20 protein-coding genes are annotated in these 20,846 nt (G+C 70.1%); 6 read left to right on the top strand and 14 right to left on the bottom strand.

Annotated elements, in window-relative coordinates:
* Positions 1-36: 36 nt before the first annotated feature.
* The 5 genes from ABD912_RS17595 to ABD912_RS17575 form a co-directional block, all read right to left on the bottom strand.
* Positions 37-186: a hypothetical protein gene (locus ABD912_RS17595; protein ID WP_345152846.1), complete on the bottom strand. Its 150-nt coding sequence runs from the start codon at positions 184-186 to the stop codon at positions 37-39.
* A gap of 2 nt (positions 187-188) precedes the next feature.
* Complete coding sequence (gene hisH / locus ABD912_RS17590; protein WP_345152845.1) at positions 189-827, bottom strand: imidazole glycerol phosphate synthase subunit HisH; 639 nt, start codon at positions 825-827, stop codon at positions 189-191.
* Positions 828-1,448, bottom strand: a complete 621-nt coding sequence (hisB, locus tag ABD912_RS17585; RefSeq protein WP_425548099.1) for an imidazoleglycerol-phosphate dehydratase HisB — start codon at positions 1,446-1,448, stop codon at positions 828-830.
* A 58-nt stretch (positions 1,449-1,506) separates the two neighbouring features.
* Positions 1,507-2,628 (bottom strand): histidinol-phosphate transaminase, encoded by a 1,122-nt coding sequence (locus ABD912_RS17580; RefSeq protein ID WP_345152843.1) that lies wholly within the window; start codon positions 2,626-2,628, stop codon positions 1,507-1,509.
* Between the two features lie 149 nt (positions 2,629-2,777).
* Positions 2,778-3,305 carry a LysM peptidoglycan-binding domain-containing protein gene (locus ABD912_RS17575; RefSeq protein ID WP_345152842.1) on the bottom strand — a complete coding sequence of 176 codons (528 nt, stop codon included), beginning with the start codon at positions 3,303-3,305 and terminating at the stop codon, positions 2,778-2,780.
* 274 nt (positions 3,306-3,579) lie between these two features.
* On the opposite strand from ABD912_RS17575, the gene lexA reads away from it, so the two are divergent.
* From lexA to ABD912_RS17555, 4 genes are all read left to right on the top strand, one after another.
* Positions 3,580-4,287 (top strand): transcriptional repressor LexA, encoded by a 708-nt coding sequence (gene lexA / locus ABD912_RS17570; protein WP_345152840.1) that lies wholly within the window; start codon positions 3,580-3,582, stop codon positions 4,285-4,287.
* Positions 4,288-4,613: 326 nt separating this feature from the next.
* Positions 4,614-6,032, top strand: coding sequence for a class-II fumarase/aspartase family protein (locus ABD912_RS17565; protein ID WP_345152838.1), 1,419 nt, complete (start codon positions 4,614-4,616; stop codon positions 6,030-6,032).
* Positions 6,032-7,573: an SLC13 family permease gene (locus ABD912_RS17560; RefSeq protein ID WP_345152836.1), complete on the top strand. Its 1,542-nt coding sequence runs from the start codon at positions 6,032-6,034 to the stop codon at positions 7,571-7,573. Before ABD912_RS17565 ends, ABD912_RS17560 begins: the two co-directional genes overlap by 1 nt.
* A 25-nt stretch (positions 7,574-7,598) precedes the next feature.
* Positions 7,599-8,600: a LacI family DNA-binding transcriptional regulator gene (locus tag ABD912_RS17555; protein WP_345152835.1), complete on the top strand. Its 1,002-nt coding sequence runs from the start codon at positions 7,599-7,601 to the stop codon at positions 8,598-8,600.
* Between the two features lie 36 nt (positions 8,601-8,636).
* On the opposite strand, the gene ABD912_RS17550 is transcribed toward ABD912_RS17555, so the two are convergent.
* On the bottom strand, positions 8,637-10,649 hold the full coding sequence (locus ABD912_RS17550) for an ATP-dependent DNA helicase (protein ID WP_345152834.1): 2,013 nt from the start codon (positions 10,647-10,649) through the stop codon (positions 8,637-8,639).
* Positions 10,642-12,222, bottom strand: coding sequence for a GTPase HflX (gene hflX, locus ABD912_RS17545; protein WP_345152832.1), 1,581 nt, complete (start codon positions 12,220-12,222; stop codon positions 10,642-10,644). The genes ABD912_RS17550 and hflX overlap by 8 nt, the downstream gene beginning before the upstream one ends.
* Positions 12,223-12,399: 177 nt before the next feature.
* Between hflX and ABD912_RS17540 the strand changes: the two genes are divergently transcribed.
* Positions 12,400-13,011 carry a class I SAM-dependent methyltransferase gene (locus ABD912_RS17540; RefSeq protein WP_345152829.1) on the top strand — a complete coding sequence of 204 codons (612 nt, stop codon included), beginning with the start codon at positions 12,400-12,402 and terminating at the stop codon, positions 13,009-13,011.
* Positions 13,012-13,087: 76 nt separating this feature from the next.
* Here ABD912_RS17540 and dapF read toward each other — a convergent pair whose 3' ends face one another.
* From dapF to ABD912_RS17510, 6 genes are all read right to left on the bottom strand, one after another.
* The gene (dapF, locus tag ABD912_RS17535) at positions 13,088-14,056 is read right to left on the bottom strand and encodes a diaminopimelate epimerase (protein ID WP_425548098.1); all 969 of its coding nucleotides are present in this window, start codon (positions 14,054-14,056) and stop codon (positions 13,088-13,090) included.
* A gap of 221 nt (positions 14,057-14,277) precedes the next feature.
* Complete coding sequence (gene miaA, locus ABD912_RS17530; RefSeq protein ID WP_345152826.1) at positions 14,278-15,183, bottom strand: tRNA (adenosine(37)-N6)-dimethylallyltransferase MiaA; 906 nt, start codon at positions 15,181-15,183, stop codon at positions 14,278-14,280.
* Positions 15,184-15,190: 7 nt separating this feature from the next.
* Complete coding sequence (gene miaB / locus ABD912_RS17525; protein ID WP_345152825.1) at positions 15,191-16,717, bottom strand: tRNA (N6-isopentenyl adenosine(37)-C2)-methylthiotransferase MiaB; 1,527 nt, start codon at positions 16,715-16,717, stop codon at positions 15,191-15,193.
* Between the two features lie 66 nt (positions 16,718-16,783).
* Positions 16,784-17,899 (bottom strand): regulatory protein RecX, encoded by a 1,116-nt coding sequence (locus ABD912_RS17520; RefSeq protein WP_345152824.1) that lies wholly within the window; start codon positions 17,897-17,899, stop codon positions 16,784-16,786.
* Positions 17,900-17,933: 34 nt separating this feature from the next.
* Positions 17,934-18,977: a recombinase RecA gene (recA, locus tag ABD912_RS17515; protein ID WP_345152822.1), complete on the bottom strand. Its 1,044-nt coding sequence runs from the start codon at positions 18,975-18,977 to the stop codon at positions 17,934-17,936.
* Between the two features lie 209 nt (positions 18,978-19,186).
* Positions 19,187-19,408: a DUF3046 domain-containing protein gene (locus tag ABD912_RS17510; RefSeq protein ID WP_345152819.1), complete on the bottom strand. Its 222-nt coding sequence runs from the start codon at positions 19,406-19,408 to the stop codon at positions 19,187-19,189.
* A gap of 131 nt (positions 19,409-19,539) precedes the next feature.
* Here ABD912_RS17510 and ABD912_RS17505 point away from each other — a divergent pair, with 131 nt between their 5' ends.
* Positions 19,540-20,043 carry a MarR family winged helix-turn-helix transcriptional regulator gene (locus ABD912_RS17505; RefSeq protein ID WP_345152815.1) on the top strand — a complete coding sequence of 168 codons (504 nt, stop codon included), beginning with the start codon at positions 19,540-19,542 and terminating at the stop codon, positions 20,041-20,043.
* Between the two features lie 188 nt (positions 20,044-20,231).
* On the opposite strand, the gene ABD912_RS17500 is transcribed toward ABD912_RS17505, so the two are convergent.
* Positions 20,232-20,657: a helix-turn-helix domain-containing protein gene (locus ABD912_RS17500; protein ID WP_345152813.1), complete on the bottom strand. Its 426-nt coding sequence runs from the start codon at positions 20,655-20,657 to the stop codon at positions 20,232-20,234.
* Positions 20,658-20,846 lie beyond the last annotated feature (189 nt).

Here is a 20,846-nt window from a genome sequence, read left to right as displayed (position 1 = left end):
GCGCACCGGGCGGCGCGGGCCGTGGGTGTCACGGGGTCAGAGGGTGACGACGTAGGCGGCCAGCAGGGACATGCCCGCCAGGATCCAGCACGTCACGATCCAGCTCCTGTGGGCCTTCTGCTGGCGGAGGGAGAGCGCCCCGCCGGCGAGGACGCCGGCGAGGCCCATCAGGAGGATGCTCCACATCTCTAGAGCGTCCCCAGCCAGTTCTTCAGCAGTTGGGCGCCGGCGTCGCCGGACTTCTCCGGGTGGAACTGGACCGCCGAGAGCGGGCCGTTCTCCACGCCGGCAACGAACCGCGCGCCGTGTTCGGCCCAGGTGACGGCGGGCGGCTGCATGCGCGGCTGGGTGACGTCGAACTGCCACGACTGCACGGCGTAGGAGTGCACGAAGTAGAAGCGTTCGTTCTCGATGCCCTTGAAGAGGCGGGTGTTCTCCGGCGGTTCGACGGTGTTCCAGCCCATGTGCGGGACGATCGGCGCCGGCAGCAGCTCCACGGAGCCGGGCCACTCCCCCAGGCCGGGGGTGCGGATGCCATGCTCGACGCCTTCCTCGAACATGACCTGGTGGCCGACGCAGATGCCCAGGACGGGGCGGTTGCCGGCGACGCGGCGGCCGATCCACTGGAGGGCGCCGACGTCCTTGAGCGCCTTCATGACGGCGGCGAACGCACCGACGCCGGGAACCAGGAGGCCCTCGGCGTCGAGCACGTCCTCGGCGCGGCGGCTGAGCGTGACGTCGGCGCCGACGTGCTCCAGGGCCCGAACGGCGGAACGGATGTTCCCGGAGCCGTAGTCCAGGACCGTGACCTTCTTGGGTGTTGCCATCTAGAGCGCCCCCTTCGTGGACGGAATGGCGTCGCCGATGCGCGGATCGGGCTCGACGGCGGCGCGCAGGGCGCGGGCCAAGGCCTTGAACTGGGCTTCGACGATGTGGTGCGGATCGCGCCCGCCCAGCACGCGCATGTGCAGGCAGATGCCGGCGTGCAGGGTGAGTGACTCGAAGATGTGGCGGGTGAGCGAACCGGTGAAGTGCCCCCCGATCAGGTGGTACTCCTGCCCGGCGGGCTCGCCGCCGTGGACCAGGTACGGGCGGCCGGAGACGTCGACGACGGCGTGGGCCAGGGCCTCGTCCAGCGGCACGGTGGCCTCGCCGAAGCGGCGGATGCCCGCCTTGTTGCCCAGGGCGGTGCGCAGGACCTCGCCGATGGTGATGGCCACGTCCTCCACCGTGTGGTGGACGTCGATGTGGGTGTCGCCGGTGGCCTTGACGGTCAGGTCGACCAGCGAGTGCTTGGACAGCGCGGTGAGCATGTGGTCGTAGAAGGGCACGCTCGTGGAGATGTCCGACTTTCCGGTGCCGTCGAGGTCCATTTCGACGACGACGGAAGATTCGCTGGTGATGCGCTCCATGCGGGCGCGGCGGCCGGTGAGCAGTTCGGCAGACATACGTGTTCCTTCTGGCCTCATGGGGTTGGGGTCGGGGTGTCAACCCCACGGATCAAGTTTAGCCGCGAGCGGCAGTGGCGCCGTCGGCGAGCAGTTCCTCGAGGCGGACCAGGAAGGCCGTGGTTTCGACCTCGGTGCCGGCGGTCACGCGCAGGTGGCCCGGGATGCCGACGTCGCGCACCAGGACGCCGGCGTCCAGCAGGCCCTGCCAGATGCGCTTGGGGTCCTCGAGCCCGCCGAAAAAGACGAAGTTCGAATCGCTGGCGGCGGGCTTCAGGCCCATGCGGGTGAGCTCGTCGACGATGCGGTCGCGCTGGCCCTTGATGTCCTCGACGTTGGCCAGCAGCGCGCCGATGTGCTTGAGCGCGGCGTTGGCGGTGGCCTGGGTCACCGCGGAGAGGTGGTAGGGCAGGCGGACCAGGCGCATCGCGTCGCAGACCTCGGGGGCGGCGGCGAGGTAGCCGAGGCGGGCGCCGGCGAGGGCGAAGGCCTTGCTCATGGTGCGCGAGACGATCAGGCGCTCGCGGCCGGGCAGCAGGGACAGCGCCGACGCGGTGCCGGTGTGGGCGAACTCCGCGTAGGCCTCGTCAACGATCACGACGGTGTTGCTGGCTTCGCCGGCCGCGTAGACGGCCTCGACGACGTCCAAACCCAGCGCGGTGCCGGTCGGGTTGTTCGGGGAGCAGAGAAGGACCAGGTTCGGGGCCTGCTCGCGGACCTGGCGGGCCGCGTCCTCGGCGGTCAGCCCGAAGTCGCCGGAGCGGACTCCGGCGATGTATTCGGTGTCGGTGCCGCTGGCCAGCAGCGGGTACATCGAATAGGTGGGAGGGAAGCTCAAAACGGTGCGCCCGGGGCCGCCGAAGGCCTGGAGGATCTGCTGCAGCACCTCGTTGGAGCCGTTGCCGGCCCAGATGTTCTCGGGCTCGAGGCCGTGGCCGAGGTAGCCGGCGAGGCGTTCGCGCAGTTCGGTGAACTCGCGGTCCGGGTAGCGGTTGAGGCCCGCGGCCACCGCGGACACCTCGGCGACGATGGCCTGGTGCACCTCTGCCGGAAGCGGGTGGGTGTTCTCGTTGACGTTGAGCAGGATGGGCACGTCCAGCTGCGGGGCACCGTAGGGTTCAAGGCCACGCAGGTTGTCGCGCAGGGGCAGCCGGGACAGTCGCTCTAGCAGATCACTCACCGTACAAGTCTAGTTGGGCGCCGGGGCTGCCCCTGAATCGGCCCGGACCGGCGGGTAACATTCCCGGCTCGGGGTCCCAGTGCCGGCCCATCCCCGCGCCGGCCCGGTCCGGCGGCCCGGCCCGGCTGGCCTGCCTTGGAGGCCTGAGCTCAGTTGCCCGCCGGGATGAAGATCCGCTGGCCGGGCTCGAGGTTGGAGGTGGCGAGGTTGTTGACCTCGATCATCTCGGCGACCACTTCACGCGGGTCGCGTTCGGGTGCAAGCTCGGCGGCGAGGCCCCACAGCGTCTCGCCATCCAGGACGGTGACCGTCTGCCCCCGCACGGCGTCGTCCGTAGCGGTGCCGGTGGCCATTACCGGGGCGGTGAAGAGGCCGGCCAGCACCAGCAGGGCCGCTGCGGCCAGCATCGTCGGCATTCCGATCAGGACGAAGCGGCCGCGCCGGGTCAGCCGAAGCTTCGGTGTGGGGACTTGGGTGTGGCGGACCGGCTCCAGGTCCGGGACGAGGCACAGGTGGCCTCGGGAGGCGCTCTGCGGGCGGAGCGTACGCGCGCTGGCGGCCTGCCGGCCGGAGGGCCGTGCGGTGACGGGGCGCGGAAAAGCGGTGGGTGTGGTGCGGGTACGGCCCGAGCGGGCGGAGAGCTGGACGGGGGCTGCGAGTGCGACGTGTGCCAACATCTTGCCTTTCTCCATAGTCCTGCCCGCAGCCTGGAAGGGCGGCCACCGGGCGGAGTCGTTTTCGAAAGTGTGTTCCGAAACAATGTTCGAACGTTTCGGGTCCATTCTTAGCATCCAACAACGATGGATGTCGAGACTCTTCGAACAAACCTTTGAACACGGCGCGGTTATCCAGTACCTTTGGAGGTAGCGGGCCCGCGGGACATAGCCCACCAGCCGCCTCCGACGGTTTGGGGCGATCGGGGCGCCTGCGACGACCAGGACGGAGCAGACCATGAGCACCACGGACACCCCGGCACCGAAGAAGACGCCGAAGAGCCTGACCATCCGTCAGAAGAAGATCCTTGAGACCATCCAGCGGGCCGTGGCAAGCCACGGGTACCCGCCCTCGATGCGCGAGATCGGCGACACGGTCGGGCTGGCCAGCCTGTCCAGCGTGACCCACCAGCTGTCCCAGCTGGAGCGGCTCGGCTACATCCGCCGCGACCCGCGCCGGCCGCGCGCCATGGAGATCCTCAAGCCGCTGACCCTCAACGACGCCCCCGCCGTCGAGGCCGCCCGCCAAGTCCCCGAGCTGTCCGTGGTGGCGGAGCTGTCCACCTCCGCCGACACGGCCCTGGTTCCGCTCGTGGGCCGCATTGCGGCAGGTGGCCCGATCCTGGCCGAGCAGACCGTCGAGGACGTCATGGCGCTGCCGCGCCAGCTCGTGGGCCACGGCGAGCTGTTCATGCTCAAGGTCGCCGGCGATTCGATGGTCGACGCCGCTATCTGCGAGGGCGACTGGGTCGTGGTACGCCGCCAGCAGAACGCCCAGAACGGGGACATCGTCGCCGCGCTGCTCGACGACGAGGCCACGGTCAAGACCTTCCGCCAGCGCGACGGCCACACCTGGCTGCTGCCGCAGAACAGCCGCTACGAACCCATCCTGGGCGACCACGCCACCATCATGGGCAAGGTTGTCTCGGTGATGCGTTCGCTCTAGGACGCCCCGGCCCGTCCCGGGTTCCACAACCAAAGCGGAAGGCCTCCGCGCCACCCCCTCCAGCCTGGGGTGGCGCGGAGGCCTTCCGCTTTCCCGGTTGCGGCCGCCAAAGGGAGCAGCCGCTTTGCGTCCCCCGGGCGGTCGATGCCCCCGGCAGCCCCGCCAAGGGGCCAGCGGCATGCGGAGAGGGATGATTCTTGACCCCGGACCCAGAATGTGACTACCATTACATCAACCCCGGTTGGAATCGATTCCAACCCTCAAGGGATTTTTTTTGATTCCGTATTGGAATCGATTCCACGCCACAAGCCAGCGGAGTATCCACAATGACGAACCGATCCCCTTTTTCCCTCCTGACCCATCTGGCGGGAGACCAGGAACAGCTGGACATCTTCTCCGACGAAGCCGCCATCGAAAGCTGGCTGGCCGTCGAGCGGGCCCTGGCCCAGGCCCAGGGCGAACTGGGAGTCATCGGCTCCGAGGACGCCGCCGCGATCGTTGGGGCGGCCCACCGCGGCAACGTCTCCGAGCAGCGGCTCTGGGAATCCACGCGCAATGTCGGCTACCCGATCCTCGGGATCGTGCGCGAAATTTCCGCCACCCTTCCGGAAGGCCCGAACGGCCGGGTGCATTACGGGGCCACGACGCAGGACATCATGGACTCCGCCCTGGCCCTGCAACTGGTCCGCTCGCTGGCGAGCCTGGACCGGCGCCTGGCCCGCTTCGGCGATGCCTTGGCCGAACGAGTCACGGAGCACGAAGGCACCGTGATGCCCGGGCGCACCCATGCGCAGCAGGCGGTGCCCACCACGTTCGGCGCCATCCTGGCGACGCTGCTGGGCCAGGTGACCCGCCAGCGCGAACGCCTCGCCCAGGCGGCCCCGCGCATCGGCGTCATCTCGATGTTCGGCGCTGGCGGCACCTCCGCCGCCTATGGCCCCCGGTCGGCCCAGGTGCGCACCCGCGTGGCCGAACTGCTCGGGCTCGAAGACACCGGCATCTCCTGGCACGTCGACCGCGACGGGCTGGCCGAGTTCGGCTGGCTGTGCGCCACCATCGCCGCCACCTGCGCCAAGCTGGCCCGCAACATCGTGGACCTGTCCCGCACCGAGATCGGCGAGGTCTTCGAACCCTATTCCAGCCACCGCGGCGCCTCGTCGACCATGCCGCAAAAGGTCAACCCGATCTCCTCGGAGGTCATCATCGGCCTCTCCGGCACGGCGGGCGCCCTGGCCTCGGCGCTGGCCCGGATCCAGGAGGCCGGCCACGAACGGGCGGCCGGCGAATGGCAGATCGAGTGGCACATCATCCCCCAGCTTGCGGTGCTGGCCGGCTCGGCCCTCTCCGAGGCCCTAGTCATCGCCGAGGGCATGCGGGTCGACAGCGACAGGATGCTGGCGAACCTGCAGCTCGACGGCGGCCTGGTCATGGCCGAAGCCCAGATGATCCAGCTGGCCGACGCGATGGGCCGCGAACATGCCCACGACCTGGTGTACGAAGCGGCAACCCGGGCCCGCACCGAGGGCACCGTGCTGGCCGATGCCCTGCGCGCGGTGGCCCAGGAACACGGCACCGCTCACCTGCTGCCGGAGACCTTGGTCGGCCCGGCCAATTACCTGGGCGAAGCACGCACCATGTGCGAGACTTCCATCCGGCAGTGGCGTCAGGCACCGGCCCTGCCGGCGGCCTGGGGTGAACGGCCCGTGGTGGACCTCGTCCAGCCGCTCATCCCGGCGGGTTCCTGATGAGCACCCTGATGTCGACCCCGGCATCCGCCCCGGCGGTGCAGTCCGAGACGGAAAGCAAATTCGATGTGATCCGCAGCCGAGTCGGCCTCTTCGCGGCGCTTCCGCTGATGGCGCTTGCGCTCTTCTGGCCCTCCGGCCTTCCCGACAACCAGCGCTCGATGCTCGCCGTGCTGACGTTCGTCGTCCTGTTCTGGATCACCGAGACCATCCCCATCCCGGTCACCGCGCTGATCGGCATCGCCCTGCTGGTCCTGCTCGGAGTCGGCACCCCCGCCGAGGTCTACGGTGCGTTCGGCTCCCCCACGGTCTTCCTGGTCATCGGGGCGTTCATCCTGGCCCGGGCGATGGCGGTGCACGGGCTGGATCGCCGCTTCGCCCTGCGCGTGCTGTCCCTGCCGCGCGTGGGCAACAGCACGTACCTGACCGCCGGGGCGTTCGGCATCGTTGCCACCTTGCTCTCCATGCTGGTTTCCGCCTCCGCGACTGCGGCCATGCTCCTTCCCATCGGCATGGGTGTGGCCCGCACTGTCGGCGACCTGCTGCAGGAACCGGACTCCGGTCCAACGAACCACCGCACGCGTTTCTCCTGCATGCTGATGCTGGCCATTGCCTATGGCGCCGGCGTGGGATCGGTCCTCACCCCCATCACCGGCATCGCCAATGTCATTGGCCGCGGGGCCATCGAGGAGATGACCGGATACCGGGTGGAACTCTTCGACTGGCTGTCCATGTCGGGCCCCTACGTCGTCGCGCTCGGAGCCGTGATGTGGACCGCCATCGTGCTGCTGAACAAGCCGGAGACCCGGCACATCCCCAACGGCCAGGAGCGGTTCCGTGCGATGTATGCGGAGCTTGGCCCCATGTCCCGCGGCGAATGGAACGTGCTCGCGGTGTTCGCGATCACCGTGGCACTCTGGATCCTGCCCGCGGTGACCACCACCTTCGGCCTCACGAATCCGGTGCTTGTCGCCATCTCCGGCCGGCTGAACGAGGGTTCGGTGGTCGTGGTGACCGCCTGCCTGCTTTTCCTCCTCCCGGCGGGAAAGAACACGCCGTCGCTGAAGTGGAGCGATGCCAGCCGGATCGACTGGGGAACCGTCCTGTTGGTTGGCGTGGGGCTGACCGTGGGCCGGCTGATGAGCCAAACCGGTCTCGCCGAAACCTTCGGCAACGCAGTGGCCGAGGCCACCGGTGTCAACAGCACCCTGGCCCTGTGCCTGGTGGCAGTGCTGCTGGGCATGGTGATCTCCGAGACCACGAGCAACACCGCCAGCGTGGGCATCGTGGTCCCGATCATCATCCCGATTGCCATGGCGATCGGCGTCGATCCGATCATCCCGGCAATGGCGGCGATCTTCGGTGGAAACGCAGGCGCCATGCTTCCCGTGTCCACCCCGCCGAACGCGATCGTCTACGGTTCCGGCTACGTTCCCATGATCCGGATGATCCGCACCGGAATCGTCGCCGACCTCGCTACCGTTCCCCTGGTCCTTCTGGCCACGGTGGGAATCGGCTCCCTGATCGGGCTCAGCCTGTAAGGTCCGCGAACGATAGATTTGAGTCATGGTCAAACTCATCGACGTTGCACGCACAGCCGGTGTCGGAGCCGGCACGGCCTCACGGGCCCTCTCGGGCAACGGCAGCGTCGACCGGGAAACCAAGGAGCGCGTCATCGCCGTGGCCAAGCAGCTCGGCTACAGCCCGGACGTCGCGGCCCGGGCGCTCCGTGAGCGCCGCACCCGGACCATCGGGCTGCTCCTTCCCGACCTTGCCAACGAGTTCTACACCGCCAGCGTCGCTGTGCTCCAGCAGGAGCTCAGCGACGCTGGCTATCAATTGGTGATTGCCAGCACCGGCAACGACCCCTCCACCGAACGAATTGCCCTGCAAACCATGATCGACCAGCGCGTGGAGGGGATCGTCCACGTGCCGGTCGATGCGGACCTGGTCCTTCCGACCACCGTGCCCATCGTGCAGCTCAACCGCCAATCCGCTTCCCGTCAGGCCGCGGCGGCCAGCGACGACCTGGCCGGCGTGGACGAGCTCACCACGGCGATCGTCCACGCAGGCCACAGGGACATTGCGGTCATCGTTGGTCCAACCGGGTTCAGCACCAGCCGCAACCGCCTCCTCGGCGCCCTGCGGGCCGCCGAACGGGCCGGAATCCCCCAGTCCGAACGGCCACTCGACGGGGCGAGACTGCGCGTCCGGCACGCTCCGTTGACCGTGGACGGAGGCGCCCAGGCCGTGGCACAGCTCTTCCCGGACCTGCCGTCCTGCCTCATCGCGCTCAGCAGCCGCTTGGTCATGGGTGCGCTCCGCGAATGCGGAGACCGCGGAATCCACGTCCCCGAAAGCCTGTCCCTGGCGGGCTACGGCGATCCCGACTGGTTCTCCATCTGGCGCCCCGGCATCACGACCTTCGCCCCCAACCTGACGGAGATGGGGCGCCAGGCGGCCCGGCTGCTGCTGGCCCAGCTCGCGGGCGAGGAGACCGGGCCGCCCGCGCTGATCCCCGGCAAGGTCCAAGTACGCGGCTCCGTCACCGGGCTCTCCGCCGGCTGACGCCCGCCCGGCCCCTCCGGGGCCCGGCGGACGCCGCTACGCCTTCTGCAGCGAGGCGAGCCGTTCGAGCGCACCGATGACTGTCCGCTTGTCGGTCGTGGGCCACATCGGCGGCAGCGACGCGCGCAGGAACCCGCCGTAGCGTTCGGTCGCCAGGCGGGAGTCCAGCACCGCCACCACGCCGCGGTCCCCCGTGGCACGGATGAGGCGCCCGGCCCCCTGCGCCAGCCGGACGGCGGCATGGCTGGCCGAAACGGACATGAACCCGTTGCCGCCGTTGCGCGCGATGTCCCGGCTGCGGGCCGTGGCGAGCGGATCGTCAGGGCGCGGGAACGGGATGCGGTCGATGATCACCAGCCGGCAGGAAGGCCCTGGCACGTCGACGCCCTGCCAGAGCGTCATCGTCCCGAACAGGCAGGTGTCCCGCTCCTCGGCGAACTGGCGCACCAGGGCAGCCATGCTGGATTCGCCCTGGACGAGGATGTCCTGGTCCAGCCGCACGCGCAGCGCCGTCGCCGCGTCCTCGGCCGCCCGCCGGGAGGAGAAGAGCGCAAGAGCGCCGCCGCCCGAGGCGCGGATCAGGTCCTCGATCTCCTGCAGGCTCTCCTCCGAGACGTTGCGCCCGGGTTTGGGAAGGTGCCTGGCCACGTAGAGCATGCCCTGGCGCGGGTAGTCGAACGGGCTGCCCACGTCGACGCCGGTCCATGACGGCGCCCCCTCCCCCACCAGGCCAAGGGCCCCGGCGACCGGCTCGAACGCAGCGCCGATCGCCAGCGTGGCGGAGGTCAGCACCACCGTGCGGTTGTCGAAGAGGCCTTCGCGCAGCCGGCCCGCCACGGACAGCGGTGCGATGTTCAGGGTGGCCGGGGAGGAATCGTCGGGCTGGACGTACCCCTCGCCGGGGGTGAAGCCGCCCTGCCGGGACGCCCAGACGACCTCGCGCGCCTCCTCGGACGCGAGCAGGCGCTCGGCCTGGTCGACGAGGTAGCTCAGCTGGGAGCGGGCCATCTGGCGTCCGGCGTCGGCGGGCGAGTTCGGTTCGGGCTTCGAGTCGGACAGCGCCACGCGGGCGGCGTCGCGGACCAGTTCGACGGCGGTTGCCTGCTCCTCGTTGAGCCCGTTCGGCATCAGCCCGGCGGGAATCCCCTCCACGGCCTTCTGCAGGGCCTTGGCGCCCTGGGTGAGCGCGTCGACGCTGACCCGGCAGTGCTTGCGCGCCGCGGTGGCCGCCGTCTGCACCAACGACACCGACAGCGGCCGGGTGACCGAGCCGGTCACCCGGTCCTGCAGCTCGTGGGCCTCGTCGATGATGACGGTGTCGAACTCCGGCAGCACGGCCAGGCCCTCGAACGCCGCGACGGCGAGCATGGCGTGGTTGGTGATGATCACGTCAGAGTCGGCGGCGTGGGCGCGGGCCTGCTCGCTGAAGCACTCGGCCGCCATCGGGCAGCGCTGGGCGCCCAGGCACTCCATGGCCGAGACCGAGACCTGCTGCCAGGCCCGGTCGCTGACGCCGGGCACCAGTTCGTCGCGGTCCCCGGTTTCCGTCTCCTCCGCCCATTCGCGCAGCCGCACGACCTCCTGGCCGAGGGCGCTGGTCGGCCCGGGGGCCGCGGGGCGCGCGCCGGCGTCCTCGGCGAGCGAGAACAGGGTGCCCTCGTCGTCGTCCGGGTAGCCGCCGCCGAGCTTGTACCGGCAGACGTAGTTGGAGCGCCCCTTGACCAGGGCCACCTCGATGTCGCGGGGCAGGTCGGGGCGCAGGTTGGCGAGCAGCCGCGGCACGTCGCGGCCGACGATCTGCGCCTGCAGCGCCAGCGTGGCGGTGGACACCACCACCGGCTTCTCCGCGTCCAGGGCGTGCGCGATCGCCGGCACCAGGTAGGCCAGCGACTTGCCGGTGCCCGTGCCGGCCTGCACCAGAAGGTGGCGTCCGGATTCGAGCGCCCCAACGACCTCGCGGGCCATCTGGTGCTGGCCCTCGCGGGCCTGCCCGCCCATCCGCTCCACGGCCGCATCGAGCAGGGCGATGACCTCGGCGACCTCAGCCATGGAGGTTGAACGGTGCCAGGTCGGAGGCCAGGCCCTCACGGACCTTGACCACCAGCCGGGTGCCCTCGGCGACGTGCTCGGTCTCGAGGATCTCGGCGTCCTCGTTGTGCAGCCGGCTGACCAGGTCGCCGCGGTTGTACGGAATGAGCACTTCCAGGCGCACCTCCGGCCGCGGGATCGCCGCGCTGATCTTTTCCAGCAGTTCGGGGATGCCGGCGCCGGTGCGCGCGGAGACCACCGCATGGTTGGGCTCGCGCTGGCGGATGCGTTCGATGACGAACGGGTCGGCGGCATCGGCCTTGTTCAGCACGATGATCTCCGGCACGTTCTGCGCGTCCACCTCGCGGAAAACCTCGCGGACGGCGTGGATCTGCCCCTCCGGGTCCGGATGGGAGACGTCGACGACGTGCAGGATCAGGTCGGCGTCGGCCACCTCCTCCAGCGTCGAACGGAACGCTTCCACCAGCTGCGTGGGCAGCGAACGCACGAACCCCACGGTGTCCGCGAGCGTGTATCCGACGCCGTCGGCGGTCTCGGTCTTGCGCACCGTCGGGTCCAGGGTGGCGAACAGGGCGTTCTCCACCAGGACGCCGGCGTCGGTGAAGCGGTTCAGCAGCGACGACTTGCCGGCGTTGGTGTAGCCGGCGATCGCCACGGACGGCACCGCGTTGCGCTTGCGGTTGGCGCGCTTGGTTTCGCGGGCGGGCTTCATCGCGGCGATCTCGCGGCGCAGCTTCGCCATGCGGTTGCGGATGCGCCGGCGATCCAGCTCGATCTTCGTCTCGCCGGGGCCGCGGGAGCCGATGCCGCCGCCGGCGGCGCCGACCCGGCCACCGGCCTGGCGGGACATGGATTCGCCCCAGCCGCGCAGGCGCGGCAGCAGGTATTCGAGCTGCGCGAGCTCCACCTGGGCCTTGCCTTCTCGGCTCTTGGCGTGCTGGGCGAAGATGTCCAGGATCAGGGCGGTGCGGTCGATGACCTTGACCTTGACGATGTCCTCAAGGCCGCGGCGCTGGGACGGCGAGAGCTCGGAGTCCACGACCACCGTGTCGGCACCGGTCGCTGCGACGATGTCCTTGAGTTCCTGGGCCTTGCCCGAACCCAGGAACGTGCCCGGGTCCGGCTTCAGGCGGCGCTGCAGGACGCCGTCGAGCACCTCGGAGCCGGCGGTTTCGGCGAGCGCGGCGAGTTCGCGCAGCGAATTCTCCGCCTCCTCCACGGTGCCCTCGGTCCAGACGCCCGCCAGCACCACGCGCTCCAGGCGCAGCTGGCGGTATTCGACCTCGGTGACGTCCTCGAGTTCGGTGGACAGGCCGGCCACGCGGCGCAGGGCGCGGCGTTCGGCAAGGTCCTGCTGCTCGCCGTCGTAGGCGGAGTGCTCCTCGGAGAGCTGGCTGATGGCTTGGGCGCGCCCCCCGCCGAGCGTCCCGCGGGATCCCGCCTCGATGGGGCGGGCGGCTCCGGCCTTGTTGGCGGCCGCCCGGTCGTTGGCCAGGATCCGGTCGATGACGGCTTGGATCTCCCCCTCGTCGAGGGATCGGTCCTGAGGATTGGGCTGGTTGGTGTTGGTCATGGTCCCCTTCGCGAACTGCTGCATTAAGGATAGGCCCCGGGGCCGACAGTTGGCGCCCTGTTCTCCACAGGCGGAGCGCTCCCCACCACGATGGCGGCCCCGGGCTCGGCCACGCACGGCACCGGACCGGCCGGGCCGGATTCGCTCCGCCGCCGAACGGGCGGTTAACCTGCCTGCATGGATTCCGAGCATTACTTCAGCACACAGCCGTCGACGCCTGAGAAGCGCAAGACCATCACGGTGGTCCTCGCCGGCGCCGAACGGACGGTGCAGACCGCCGGCGGCATCTTCAGCCCGGACGGGGTGGACAAGGGCACCGCGGTGCTGCTGGCCGGCGTCCCGGACCCGGCGCCGGCCGGGCACCTGCTGGACATCGGCTGCGGATGGGGGCCGATCGCCCTGTCCATGGCGCTCGCCTCCCCCGGCGCAACGGTCCACGCGGTGGACGTCAACGACCGTTCCATCGGCCTGACCCGGGACAACGCCGCCGGGCTGGGCCTGGGCAACGTGGTGGCGGGAACCCCGGACTCGGTTCCCGCCGATGTGGAATTCGACACCATCTGGTCCAACCCCCCGATCCGCATCGGCAAGGAGGCCCTGCACGAGCTGCTGTTGCAGTGGCTGCCGCGGCTGGCCCCGGGCGGGCAGGCCTGGCTGGTGGTGCAGAAGAACCTGGGCTCGGACTCGCTGCAGAAGTGGCTGGGCGAAAACCTCCCCGCCGGGTTCAGGGTGTCGCGGGAGTCGACCTCGAAGGCGTTCCGGATCCTCAAGGTGGTCCGGCCCGCCTGACCGGCACCACCGGCCGCCGCCGTCGTTCCCGGTCCCGCGTCGAGCTATAAGCGCGGGGCAGCCGGGTCCCCTCGCGCTAGGCCAGGACGCCCCGCGCGACCAGTTCGGCCGGGCCGCTCAGTTCCACGTGTTCGCGGCCCTCGGGACCGGGAATGAACCGCACCCGGACCGTGCCGCCGGGCACGCGCACCTGCCAGTCGTCGACGGCCTCGTCGCCGGCCCAGTGGCGGGTGGCCACGGCGGCGGCGCACGCGCCGGTGCCGCAGGAGAGGGTCTCCCCCACGCCGCGTTCGTGCACGCGCATCCCGATGTGCCCGACGCCGTCAGTCACCAGAGGTTCGGCCGGCACCACGAACTCGACGTTGGTTCCGTGCGGCGGGACCGGGTCCACGCGCGGGGCGCGGTGCAGGTCGGCGGAGAGCAGCTCGTCCTCGTCGGCCAGTGCGACGACGGTGTGGGGATTGCCCATGCTCACGCTTAGGGCCGGGCGGTCCACCTCCAGCCCGTCGGTCTCCACCAGGGAGTCCAGGGCGCGTTCGGCGGCGGCCGCCGGGAAGATGAATTCCCACGGGCCCATGTCCACCGCGTATCCGTTGGCCGAGCGGGTCACGACCTTGATGCCGGCGCGGGTGCCGATGGTCAGCGCCTCGCCGTCGGCCAGCGTGACCAGGCCCTCCTCGGCGAGGAAGTGGACGAACGCGCGCACGCCGTTGCCGCACATTTCGGAGACGGAGCCGTCGCCGTTGCGGTAGTCCATGAACCATTCGGCCTCGGGGTGCGTTCCCAGCAGGTAGCGGCCCTCGGGCAGCGCGGCCGACCGCACGGCCCGGATCAGCCCGTCGGCGCCGATGCCGCGGTGGCGGTCGCAGAGCGCGGCCACCTGCTCGGGGACGATGTCGCGGGCGCCGTCGGGGTCGGCCACCAGGACGAAGTCGTTGCCGGTCCCATGCCCCTTGGCGAAGGGCATCCCGGCTAGGGAGGCCAGCGGGGACGTGGCGGCCCCCCAGGAGGCGTGCGGTGCGGAGGTCTGCGGTGCGCTGCTCATGCATATAAGCCTACGGTCCCCACCGGCCCGGACCGGAATCGCGCCCGAACCAAGGACCGGTCCTCCGGCGCATTTCACCAAAGGTTCCTGCCGCCAGGTTGCGTTTCACCAAAGGCAGGTGTCGGGTTCCGGGCCCAAAACCAGCATCGACCTTTGGCGAAACGCAGAGGGCGGGCGTTTTCCTGCGGCGAAAGGACGTGGGTGGCGGGGCCTAGGGCGGCTCAGTCCGTGCCGGCGGCGCGGACGACGGCCTCGGCGGCGTCGGCCAGGTCCGGGCGGGTGGCCTCCAGCCAGTGCACGCGCGGGTCGGCGGTGAACCAGGTGATCTGGCGCCTGGCGAACTGCCGGGTCGCGACGACAGTGCGTTCGGCGGCCTCCGCCACCGTCGCCGTGCCGTCGAGGACCTCGAGGAACTGGGAGTAGCCGATGGCCCGGGCCGCGGTCCTGCCCTGGCGCAGTCCGGCGGCGTCCAGCCGGCGGACCTCCTCGAGCAGGCCGGCATCCACCATGTGTCCGACCCGCACGGCGAGGCGCTCGTGCAGCAGCGCCCGGTCGAGGGCCAGCCCGATCTGGACGGCCGGTTGCGCGTACTCCCGCCGGGGCATGTAGGAGCTGAACGGCCGCCCGGTGAGTGCGTGGACCTCCAGGGCCCGGATGATCCGGCGCTCGTCGCCGAGGCGTCCGGCGGAATCGGGATCCACCGTGCGCAGCCGCTCCAGAAGCGGACCGGTTCCGCGTTCGGCGGCCTCGGCCTCCAGCCGGGCACGGACCTGCGGGTCCGTGGGCGGGAATTCGAGCACATCCAGGGCGGCGCGGACGTAGAGCCCGGAGCCGCCGGCCAGGACGGGGACGCGGCCGCGCGAGCGGATGTCGGCGAAGAGCGTCCTGGCCTGCTCCTGGAACTCGGCGACGCTGGCCTCCTGCGTGACCTCCATGGTGTCCAGCAGGTGGTGCGGGACGCCGCGGCGCTCCGCAACGGTCAGTTTGGCGGTCCCGATGTCCATGCCCCGGTAGAACTGCAGGGCGTCGGAGTTGACGACTTCCCCGTCCAGCCGCAGCGCCAGCTCGATGGCCAGGTCCGACTTGCCCGTGCCGGTGGGTCCGACGACGGCGATGATCGGCAGCATGCCGGCGCTAGGCGCGCGGCGGCAGGGCCGGCATGCCCAGGGACACGCCCTTGCCCGCGGCGCCGGGGGTGGGCACGCCGCAGGACTCGGCCTGCGCACGGTCCCAGGCGTCGCCGGCGCGGGAGCGGCGCAGCCGATAAGCGGAGGCGTCGGCCGGGTCCGCGACCAGGTGGAACGGCGCGGCGGCGGTCACCGTGACGGTGACGAGGTCGCCGGGGCGGGGCTGTCCGGCGCCCTCCGGGACGGAGAAGTGCACCAGGCGCTGGTCGGTGGAGCGGCCGGAGAGGCGGTGGGTCTCCTCCGCCTTGCGCCCGGACTGGGCGGTCACCAGGACCTCGACCTCGCGGCCGACCTGCTTGGCGTTCTCCTCGGCGCAGATGCGGTCCTGCAGCGCGGTGAGGCGCTCGTAGCGCTCCTGCACGACCGCCTTGGGCAGCTGGTCCGGCAGGTCCGCGGCCGGGGTGCCGGGGCGCTTGGAGTACTGGAACGTGAAGGCGCTGGAGAAGCGGGCCTGCTCGACGACGTCGAGGGTCGCCTGGAAGTCCTCCTCGGTCTCCCCCGGGAAGCCGACGATGATGTCCGTGGTGATGGCGGCGTGCGGAATGCACTCGCGGACCTTCTCGAGGATGCCAAGGAACTTCTTGGAGCGGTAGGAGCGGCGCATGTCCTTAAGGACCTTGTCCGATCCGGACTGCAGCGGCATGTGGAGCACGGGCATGACGTTGGGGGTTTCGGCCATGGCGTCGATGACGTCGTCGGTGAAGGCGGCCGGGTGCGGGCTGGTGAAGCGCACCCGTTCCAGGCCCTCGATGGCGCCGCAGGCGCGCAGCAGCTTGCCGAAGGCGAGCCGGTCGCCGAACTCGACGCCGTAGGAGTTCACGTTCTGGCCCAGCAGCGTGACCTCGATGGCGCCGTCGGCCACGAGCGCCTCCACCTCGGCAAGGATCTCCCCCGGGCGGCGGTCGCGTTCCTTGCCGCGCAGGGAAGGAACGATGCAGAACGTGCAGGTGTTGTTGCAGCCCACGGAGATGGACACCCAGCCGGAATGGATCGAATCGCGCCGGGTGGGCAGCGTGGAGGGGAAAACCTCGAGGGCCTCGAGGATTTCCAGCTGGGCCTCCTGGTTGTGCCGGGCGCGCTCGAGCAGCGCGGGCAGGCTGCCGACGTTGTGGGTTCCGAAGACGACGTCCACCCAGGGGGCCTTCCGCAGGATGGTCTCGCGATCCTTCTGGGCCAGGCAGCCCCCCACCGCGATCTGCATGCCGGGGCGGCGTTCCTTGATGGGCGCAAGCCGGCCAAGGTTGCCGTACAGCTTGTTGTCCGCGTTCTCGCGCACGGCGCAGGTGTTGAAGACGACGACGTCGGCCGCTCCCTCCGGACGCCCGGGTTCGATCCGGGCCAGTCCGGCATCCTCGAGCAGGCCGGAAAGGCGCTCGGAATCGTGCACGTTCATCTGGCAGCCGAAGGTGCGGACCTCGTAGGTGCGCACCTCGGAGTCCGGGGCGGTGGAGGGGGTTTCGGTCGCAAGGCTCACCCATCAAGGGTACCGAACCCGACAACGACACTGAACTGAGCGGCACCCAACCGGGCCCCCGCGTCGCTACCCGTGCAGTTTGTCCCACTCCTCGCGGATGACGCCCATCGCCAGCGAGGACGAGTAGCCTTTCCGGCCGAGCATGCCCACCAGGCGGCGCATCGCCTTGTCCCGGTCCAGCGTCCCGGTGGACCCGGCAAGCTTCTTCACGACCATTTCACGGGCGGTTTCGCGTTCCTGGTCGGAATCGACCTGTTCGAGGGCGCTGTCGATGGAGGCCTCGGCGACCCCCTTCTGCCCAAGCTCGCGGCGCAGCGCCGAGCGGGCGAGGCCCTTGGAGCGGGCGCGCTGGCGGACCCACGATTCCGCGAACGCCGCATCGTCGATGAGCTCGACCTCGGTGAAGCGATCCAGCACGGTGGCGGACACGTGGGCCGGAATGTCCTTCTCGGCGAGCTTCTGCTCAAGCTGACGCCGGGTCTTCGGGGCACCGGTGAGCAGGCGCAGCACAATGGCCCGGGCCGCGGCCTCGGCCGCGGCGTCGTCCTCGTAGACGATCGGCTCGCGCGCCCACGGGGGCACCTGGGTGCTGCGTTTGCGGGGGCGCCGGGCCTCGTCCGGCTCGTCGAACGCTTCCGCGTCGCCGGCGTCCGCGGCGGCGCGCCGACGGGACGGGCGTTTGGGCCGGGACTTTTCGCGCGGGGTGGCCGTAGGGCCGGGGGCCGAACCTGCCGCCGTGCCGCGGCCGGCCGGGCTCCCGGCGGACTTGGGCGCGGGGTCCGGCCCCCAGACCGCTCCGACGACCGCCTCGCCCAGGAAGTCGGGGAAGGGCCCCCCACCCGGAAAGTCGGGAAACGCGTCCTCCCCCAGCGGCACCGCTGGGTTGTCGCCCCCCGAAACTCCGGGGTGCCACCCGCCGGACACGTCGGCGCCGGCTTGCCCGGTGTCTTCGGTGTCGCCGGCGAATCCGGCTTCCTCCGCCGGATCGGTACCGTCGGCTTCGATGCTGTCGACTTCGATGCCGTCGGCTTGTGCGTTGCCCGGGGCTCCCGCGAGCATGGCGCGGAGCCGGTCGATGACGGCCTGGCGTTCGGCGGGATCCTGGGGGCCAACGACCGAAAGCGGCCCCCCGGCACCGTTTCCGGTGCTGGTGAGGCCGCTCCAGTCAGGGGCTTTCCCCACGGACCTGCTCCCTACGGGCCTATCCCCTATGGACCTAGTCGCCCACTGCCTTGAGCGGGGCCTCGCCCTCCGTGGGGGGCTGCACGCCGATGCCCAGCTTCTCCTTGATCCGGCGCTCGATCTCGTTGGCCAGATCCGGGTTGTCGCGGAGGAACTTGCGGGCGTTCTCCTTGCCCTGGCCCAACTGGTCTCCGTCGCAGGTGAACCAGGCGCCGGACTTCTTCACGATGCCCTCTTCAACACCCATGTCGATCAGGCTGCCCTCGCGGGAAATGCCCTGGCCGTAGATGATGTCGAATTCGGCCTGCTTGAAGGGCGGGGCCATCTTGTTCTTGACGATCTTGGCGCGCGTGCGGTTACCCACCGGGTTGGCGCCGTCCTTCAGCGTCTCGATGCGGCGCACGTCGATGCGTACGGAGGCGTAGAACTTCAGCGCCTTACCGCCGGTGGTGGTCTCCGGGCTGCCGAAGAACACACCGATCTTCTCGCGCAGCTGGTTGATGAAGATCGCGGTGGTCTTCGTCTGGCTCAGCCGGCCGGTGATCTTACGCAGGGCCTGGCTCATCAGGCGGGCCTGGAGGCCGACGTGGCTGTCGCCCATCTCGCCCTCGATTTCGGCGCGCGGCACCAGGGCGGCGACGGAGTCGATGACCACGATGTCCAGCGAGCCGGAGCCCACGAGCATGTCCATGATTTCCAGGGCCTGCTCGCCGGTGTCCGGCTGGGAAACCAGCAGGGCGTCGGTGTCGACCCCAAGCTTCTTGGCGTATTCCGGGTCCAGCGCGTGCTCGGCGTCGATGAACGCCGCGATGCCGCCGTTCTTCTGGGCGTTCGCCACGGCGTGCAGGGCCACGGTGGTCTTACCGGAGGATTCCGGTCCGTAGATCTCCACGACGCGCCCACGCGGCAGGCCTCCGATGCCCAGCGCGATGTCCAGCGCCACGGAACCGGTGGGGATGACCTCGATCGGGGCACGGGTGTCGTCGCCCAGCCGCATGACCGAGCCCTTGCCGAACTGCTTGTCGATCTGCGCGAGTGCCGCTTCGAGAGCCTTCTCGCGATCGTTTGCTGCAGCCATTGTTCACCTCGGTTGTCTTGTGGCCTTCCGGCCTGTGTCCGTCCTACCAACTACGGTAGGTGCCGCTCCTGACACTTTGGCCCGAAACGCGTCGGTTGTGGACTAGCGGGGCGGAAAGCCCCGCGGTTCGCCTCTGTGAAAAGTATACCCCGATCCGAACAAATTTTCGAATCTTTTTGGCTGCCGAAGGGCGCCTCCGCGGGCTGGCCTCAGGACTTCGGCGCGATGTCCCGGCCCAGCCGGCGGGCGTGCGGAACGTCCTGCATCTCACACACCGCGAGCCACACCGTCCGCGGCTCAAGGCCCGCCTGCAGCGCCTCGGTGGCGGTGCGCCCGCCCAGGCCGGACAGCACAAGGTCGCCCGCGAGGACGCGCGCGTAGCCCGCACCGAACTCGTCCTCCATCAGCCGCCAAAAATCACTCAAACGCACCCCTCCATTCTCCCATGGTCGGGACCCCGTCGGGTTCCGATGGCGTGGCGCGCACCGCAACGGGCGCCGTTCCGGTTCATGGGCTCGACACAGAACGGGGAACCACGGGGCGGGCACCTACACTGGGGGCCATGAGCGAGCAGGCCACCCATCCCGCCCCCAGCCTTGACGACCACCTGGCGCCCGGCGACGACCGCGAACAGGCGATCCACAGCATGGAGGTCAACCTGGGGGTGCTGTGGCGCCGCACCCGGGCCGATGCGCACCGGGCCGCTCGACTGGTGCATCCGGACCTCGACCCCGGCGCCTATGTGGTGTTGGGCGCGCTGCAACGCCGCGGCAGCCTGCGCCTGACCGACCTGGCCGCGGAGATCTGCGCAGGCAAGCCCTCGGCCAGCCGTCAGGTCTCCCAACTGGAGGGCTTGGGCATGGTGCGCCGCGACGCCGATCCGGCGGATGGCCGGGCGCAGGCAATTTCCCTCACCCCGGAAGGGGCCCGCCAGCTCCGTGCCGCCCAGTCGGTCCGCCAGCGCATCTTCCACGACGTCCTGGACGACTGGAGCGGGCAGGACCTGACCTCCTTCGCCGGACTGCTGGCGCGGCTTAACGAGTCCTACGCAAAGGGCCGGAGCTAAACAAGCTTTTCCGCCGGCACGGCGTCCCGCCACCGGCGGGTGGGCGCCACGCCATTGACTTGGGACCACGCCCTTAAACGCAAGGGGCCCCGCCTGTCGGCGGGGCCCCTTGCGTTTGCATCTGGACTTGCGTGTATTCGGGCGTGCGCTCCTGCGGCCCGCCCCCTGGCAGGACCGCGGAGCGACGCCTAGTGGCTGGCCGCCATGCCGAGTCCCTCGGGGAGTTCGTCGGGGACGGAGAACTGGCTGGCCAGGTCCAGGGGAACGGTGTCCGGTATGGTGACACCTTCGGCAATGGCCACTCGGTCACTGACTTCGCGGAGCATAAGGGACAGCGGCACGTCCAGGGCGGAGCAGATGGAGGAGAGCAACTCCGAGGAAGCTTCCTTCTGTCCACGTTCGACCTCAGACAGGTAGCCGAGGGACACTCGGGCGCTGTGGGACACTTCACGCAGGGTCCGGCCCTGGCGCTGGCGGACGTCACGGAGGACGTCCCCGATCTCATGGCGTAGGACAACCATTTTGCGTTCCTTCTGGTCGTGACGGGCGTTTTCTGTCAAGCCCACATCACGCCAACGGATCACGCCGTTCACGGATACGGGCTGCTTGACCATGTGTATTGCCTAACTCCTCTGTCCTGAACGCCTGATTGACGGTCGGTTCACGGCCTGCCGGTTGTGCGGGCCGTTGAAGATGTCAACTCGCCGGGAACTCGTTTTGTTCCCGGTCCCACCACCCTAACCATACGGCGGGGCCTGTTCCAGTGATGTTTCCGTACTGCGACCTCAAATGTCGCCCCATGC

It is taken from the genome of Arthrobacter ginkgonis (genome assembly GCF_039540195.1).
Classification (GTDB): Bacteria; Actinomycetota; Actinomycetes; order Actinomycetales; family Micrococcaceae; genus Zafaria; species Zafaria ginkgonis.
The sequence above is the reverse complement of the archived record's forward strand: the minus strand, read 5'-3'. Positions and strand labels throughout refer to the sequence as shown.

Bases quoted from the DNA above. Each gene is read 5' to 3' on its own strand.
- ABD912_RS17595 (WP_345152846.1), bottom strand. From the start codon at position 186: ATGTGGAGCATCCTCCTGATGGGCCTCGCCGGCGTCCTCGCCGGCGGG.
- hisH (WP_345152845.1), bottom strand. From the start codon at position 827: ATGGCAACACCCAAGAAGGTCACGGTCCTGGACTACGGCTCCGGGAAC.
- hisB (WP_425548099.1), bottom strand. From the start codon at position 1,448: ATGTCTGCCGAACTGCTCACCGGCCGCCGCGCCCGCATGGAGCGCATC.
- ABD912_RS17575 (WP_345152842.1), bottom strand. From the start codon at position 3,305: ATGTTGGCACACGTCGCACTCGCAGCCCCCGTCCAGCTCTCCGCCCGC.
- lexA (WP_345152840.1), top strand. From the start codon at position 3,580: ATGAGCACCACGGACACCCCGGCACCGAAGAAGACGCCGAAGAGCCTG.
- ABD912_RS17565 (WP_345152838.1), top strand. From the start codon at position 4,614: ATGACGAACCGATCCCCTTTTTCCCTCCTGACCCATCTGGCGGGAGAC.
- ABD912_RS17560 (WP_345152836.1), top strand. From the start codon at position 6,032: ATGAGCACCCTGATGTCGACCCCGGCATCCGCCCCGGCGGTGCAGTCC.
- ABD912_RS17555 (WP_345152835.1), top strand. From the start codon at position 7,599: ATGGTCAAACTCATCGACGTTGCACGCACAGCCGGTGTCGGAGCCGGC.
- ABD912_RS17550 (WP_345152834.1), bottom strand. From the start codon at position 10,649: ATGGCTGAGGTCGCCGAGGTCATCGCCCTGCTCGATGCGGCCGTGGAG.
- hflX (WP_345152832.1), bottom strand. From the start codon at position 12,222: ATGACCAACACCAACCAGCCCAATCCTCAGGACCGATCCCTCGACGAG.
- ABD912_RS17540 (WP_345152829.1), top strand. From the start codon at position 12,400: ATGGATTCCGAGCATTACTTCAGCACACAGCCGTCGACGCCTGAGAAG.
- dapF (WP_425548098.1), bottom strand. From the start codon at position 14,056: ATGAGCAGCGCACCGCAGACCTCCGCACCGCACGCCTCCTGGGGGGCC.
- miaA (WP_345152826.1), bottom strand. From the start codon at position 15,183: ATGCTGCCGATCATCGCCGTCGTCGGACCCACCGGCACGGGCAAGTCG.
- recA (WP_345152822.1), bottom strand. From the start codon at position 18,977: ATGGCTGCAGCAAACGATCGCGAGAAGGCTCTCGAAGCGGCACTCGCG.
- ABD912_RS17505 (WP_345152815.1), top strand. From the start codon at position 19,540: ATGAGCGAGCAGGCCACCCATCCCGCCCCCAGCCTTGACGACCACCTG.
- ABD912_RS17500 (WP_345152813.1), bottom strand. From the start codon at position 20,657: ATGGTCAAGCAGCCCGTATCCGTGAACGGCGTGATCCGTTGGCGTGAT.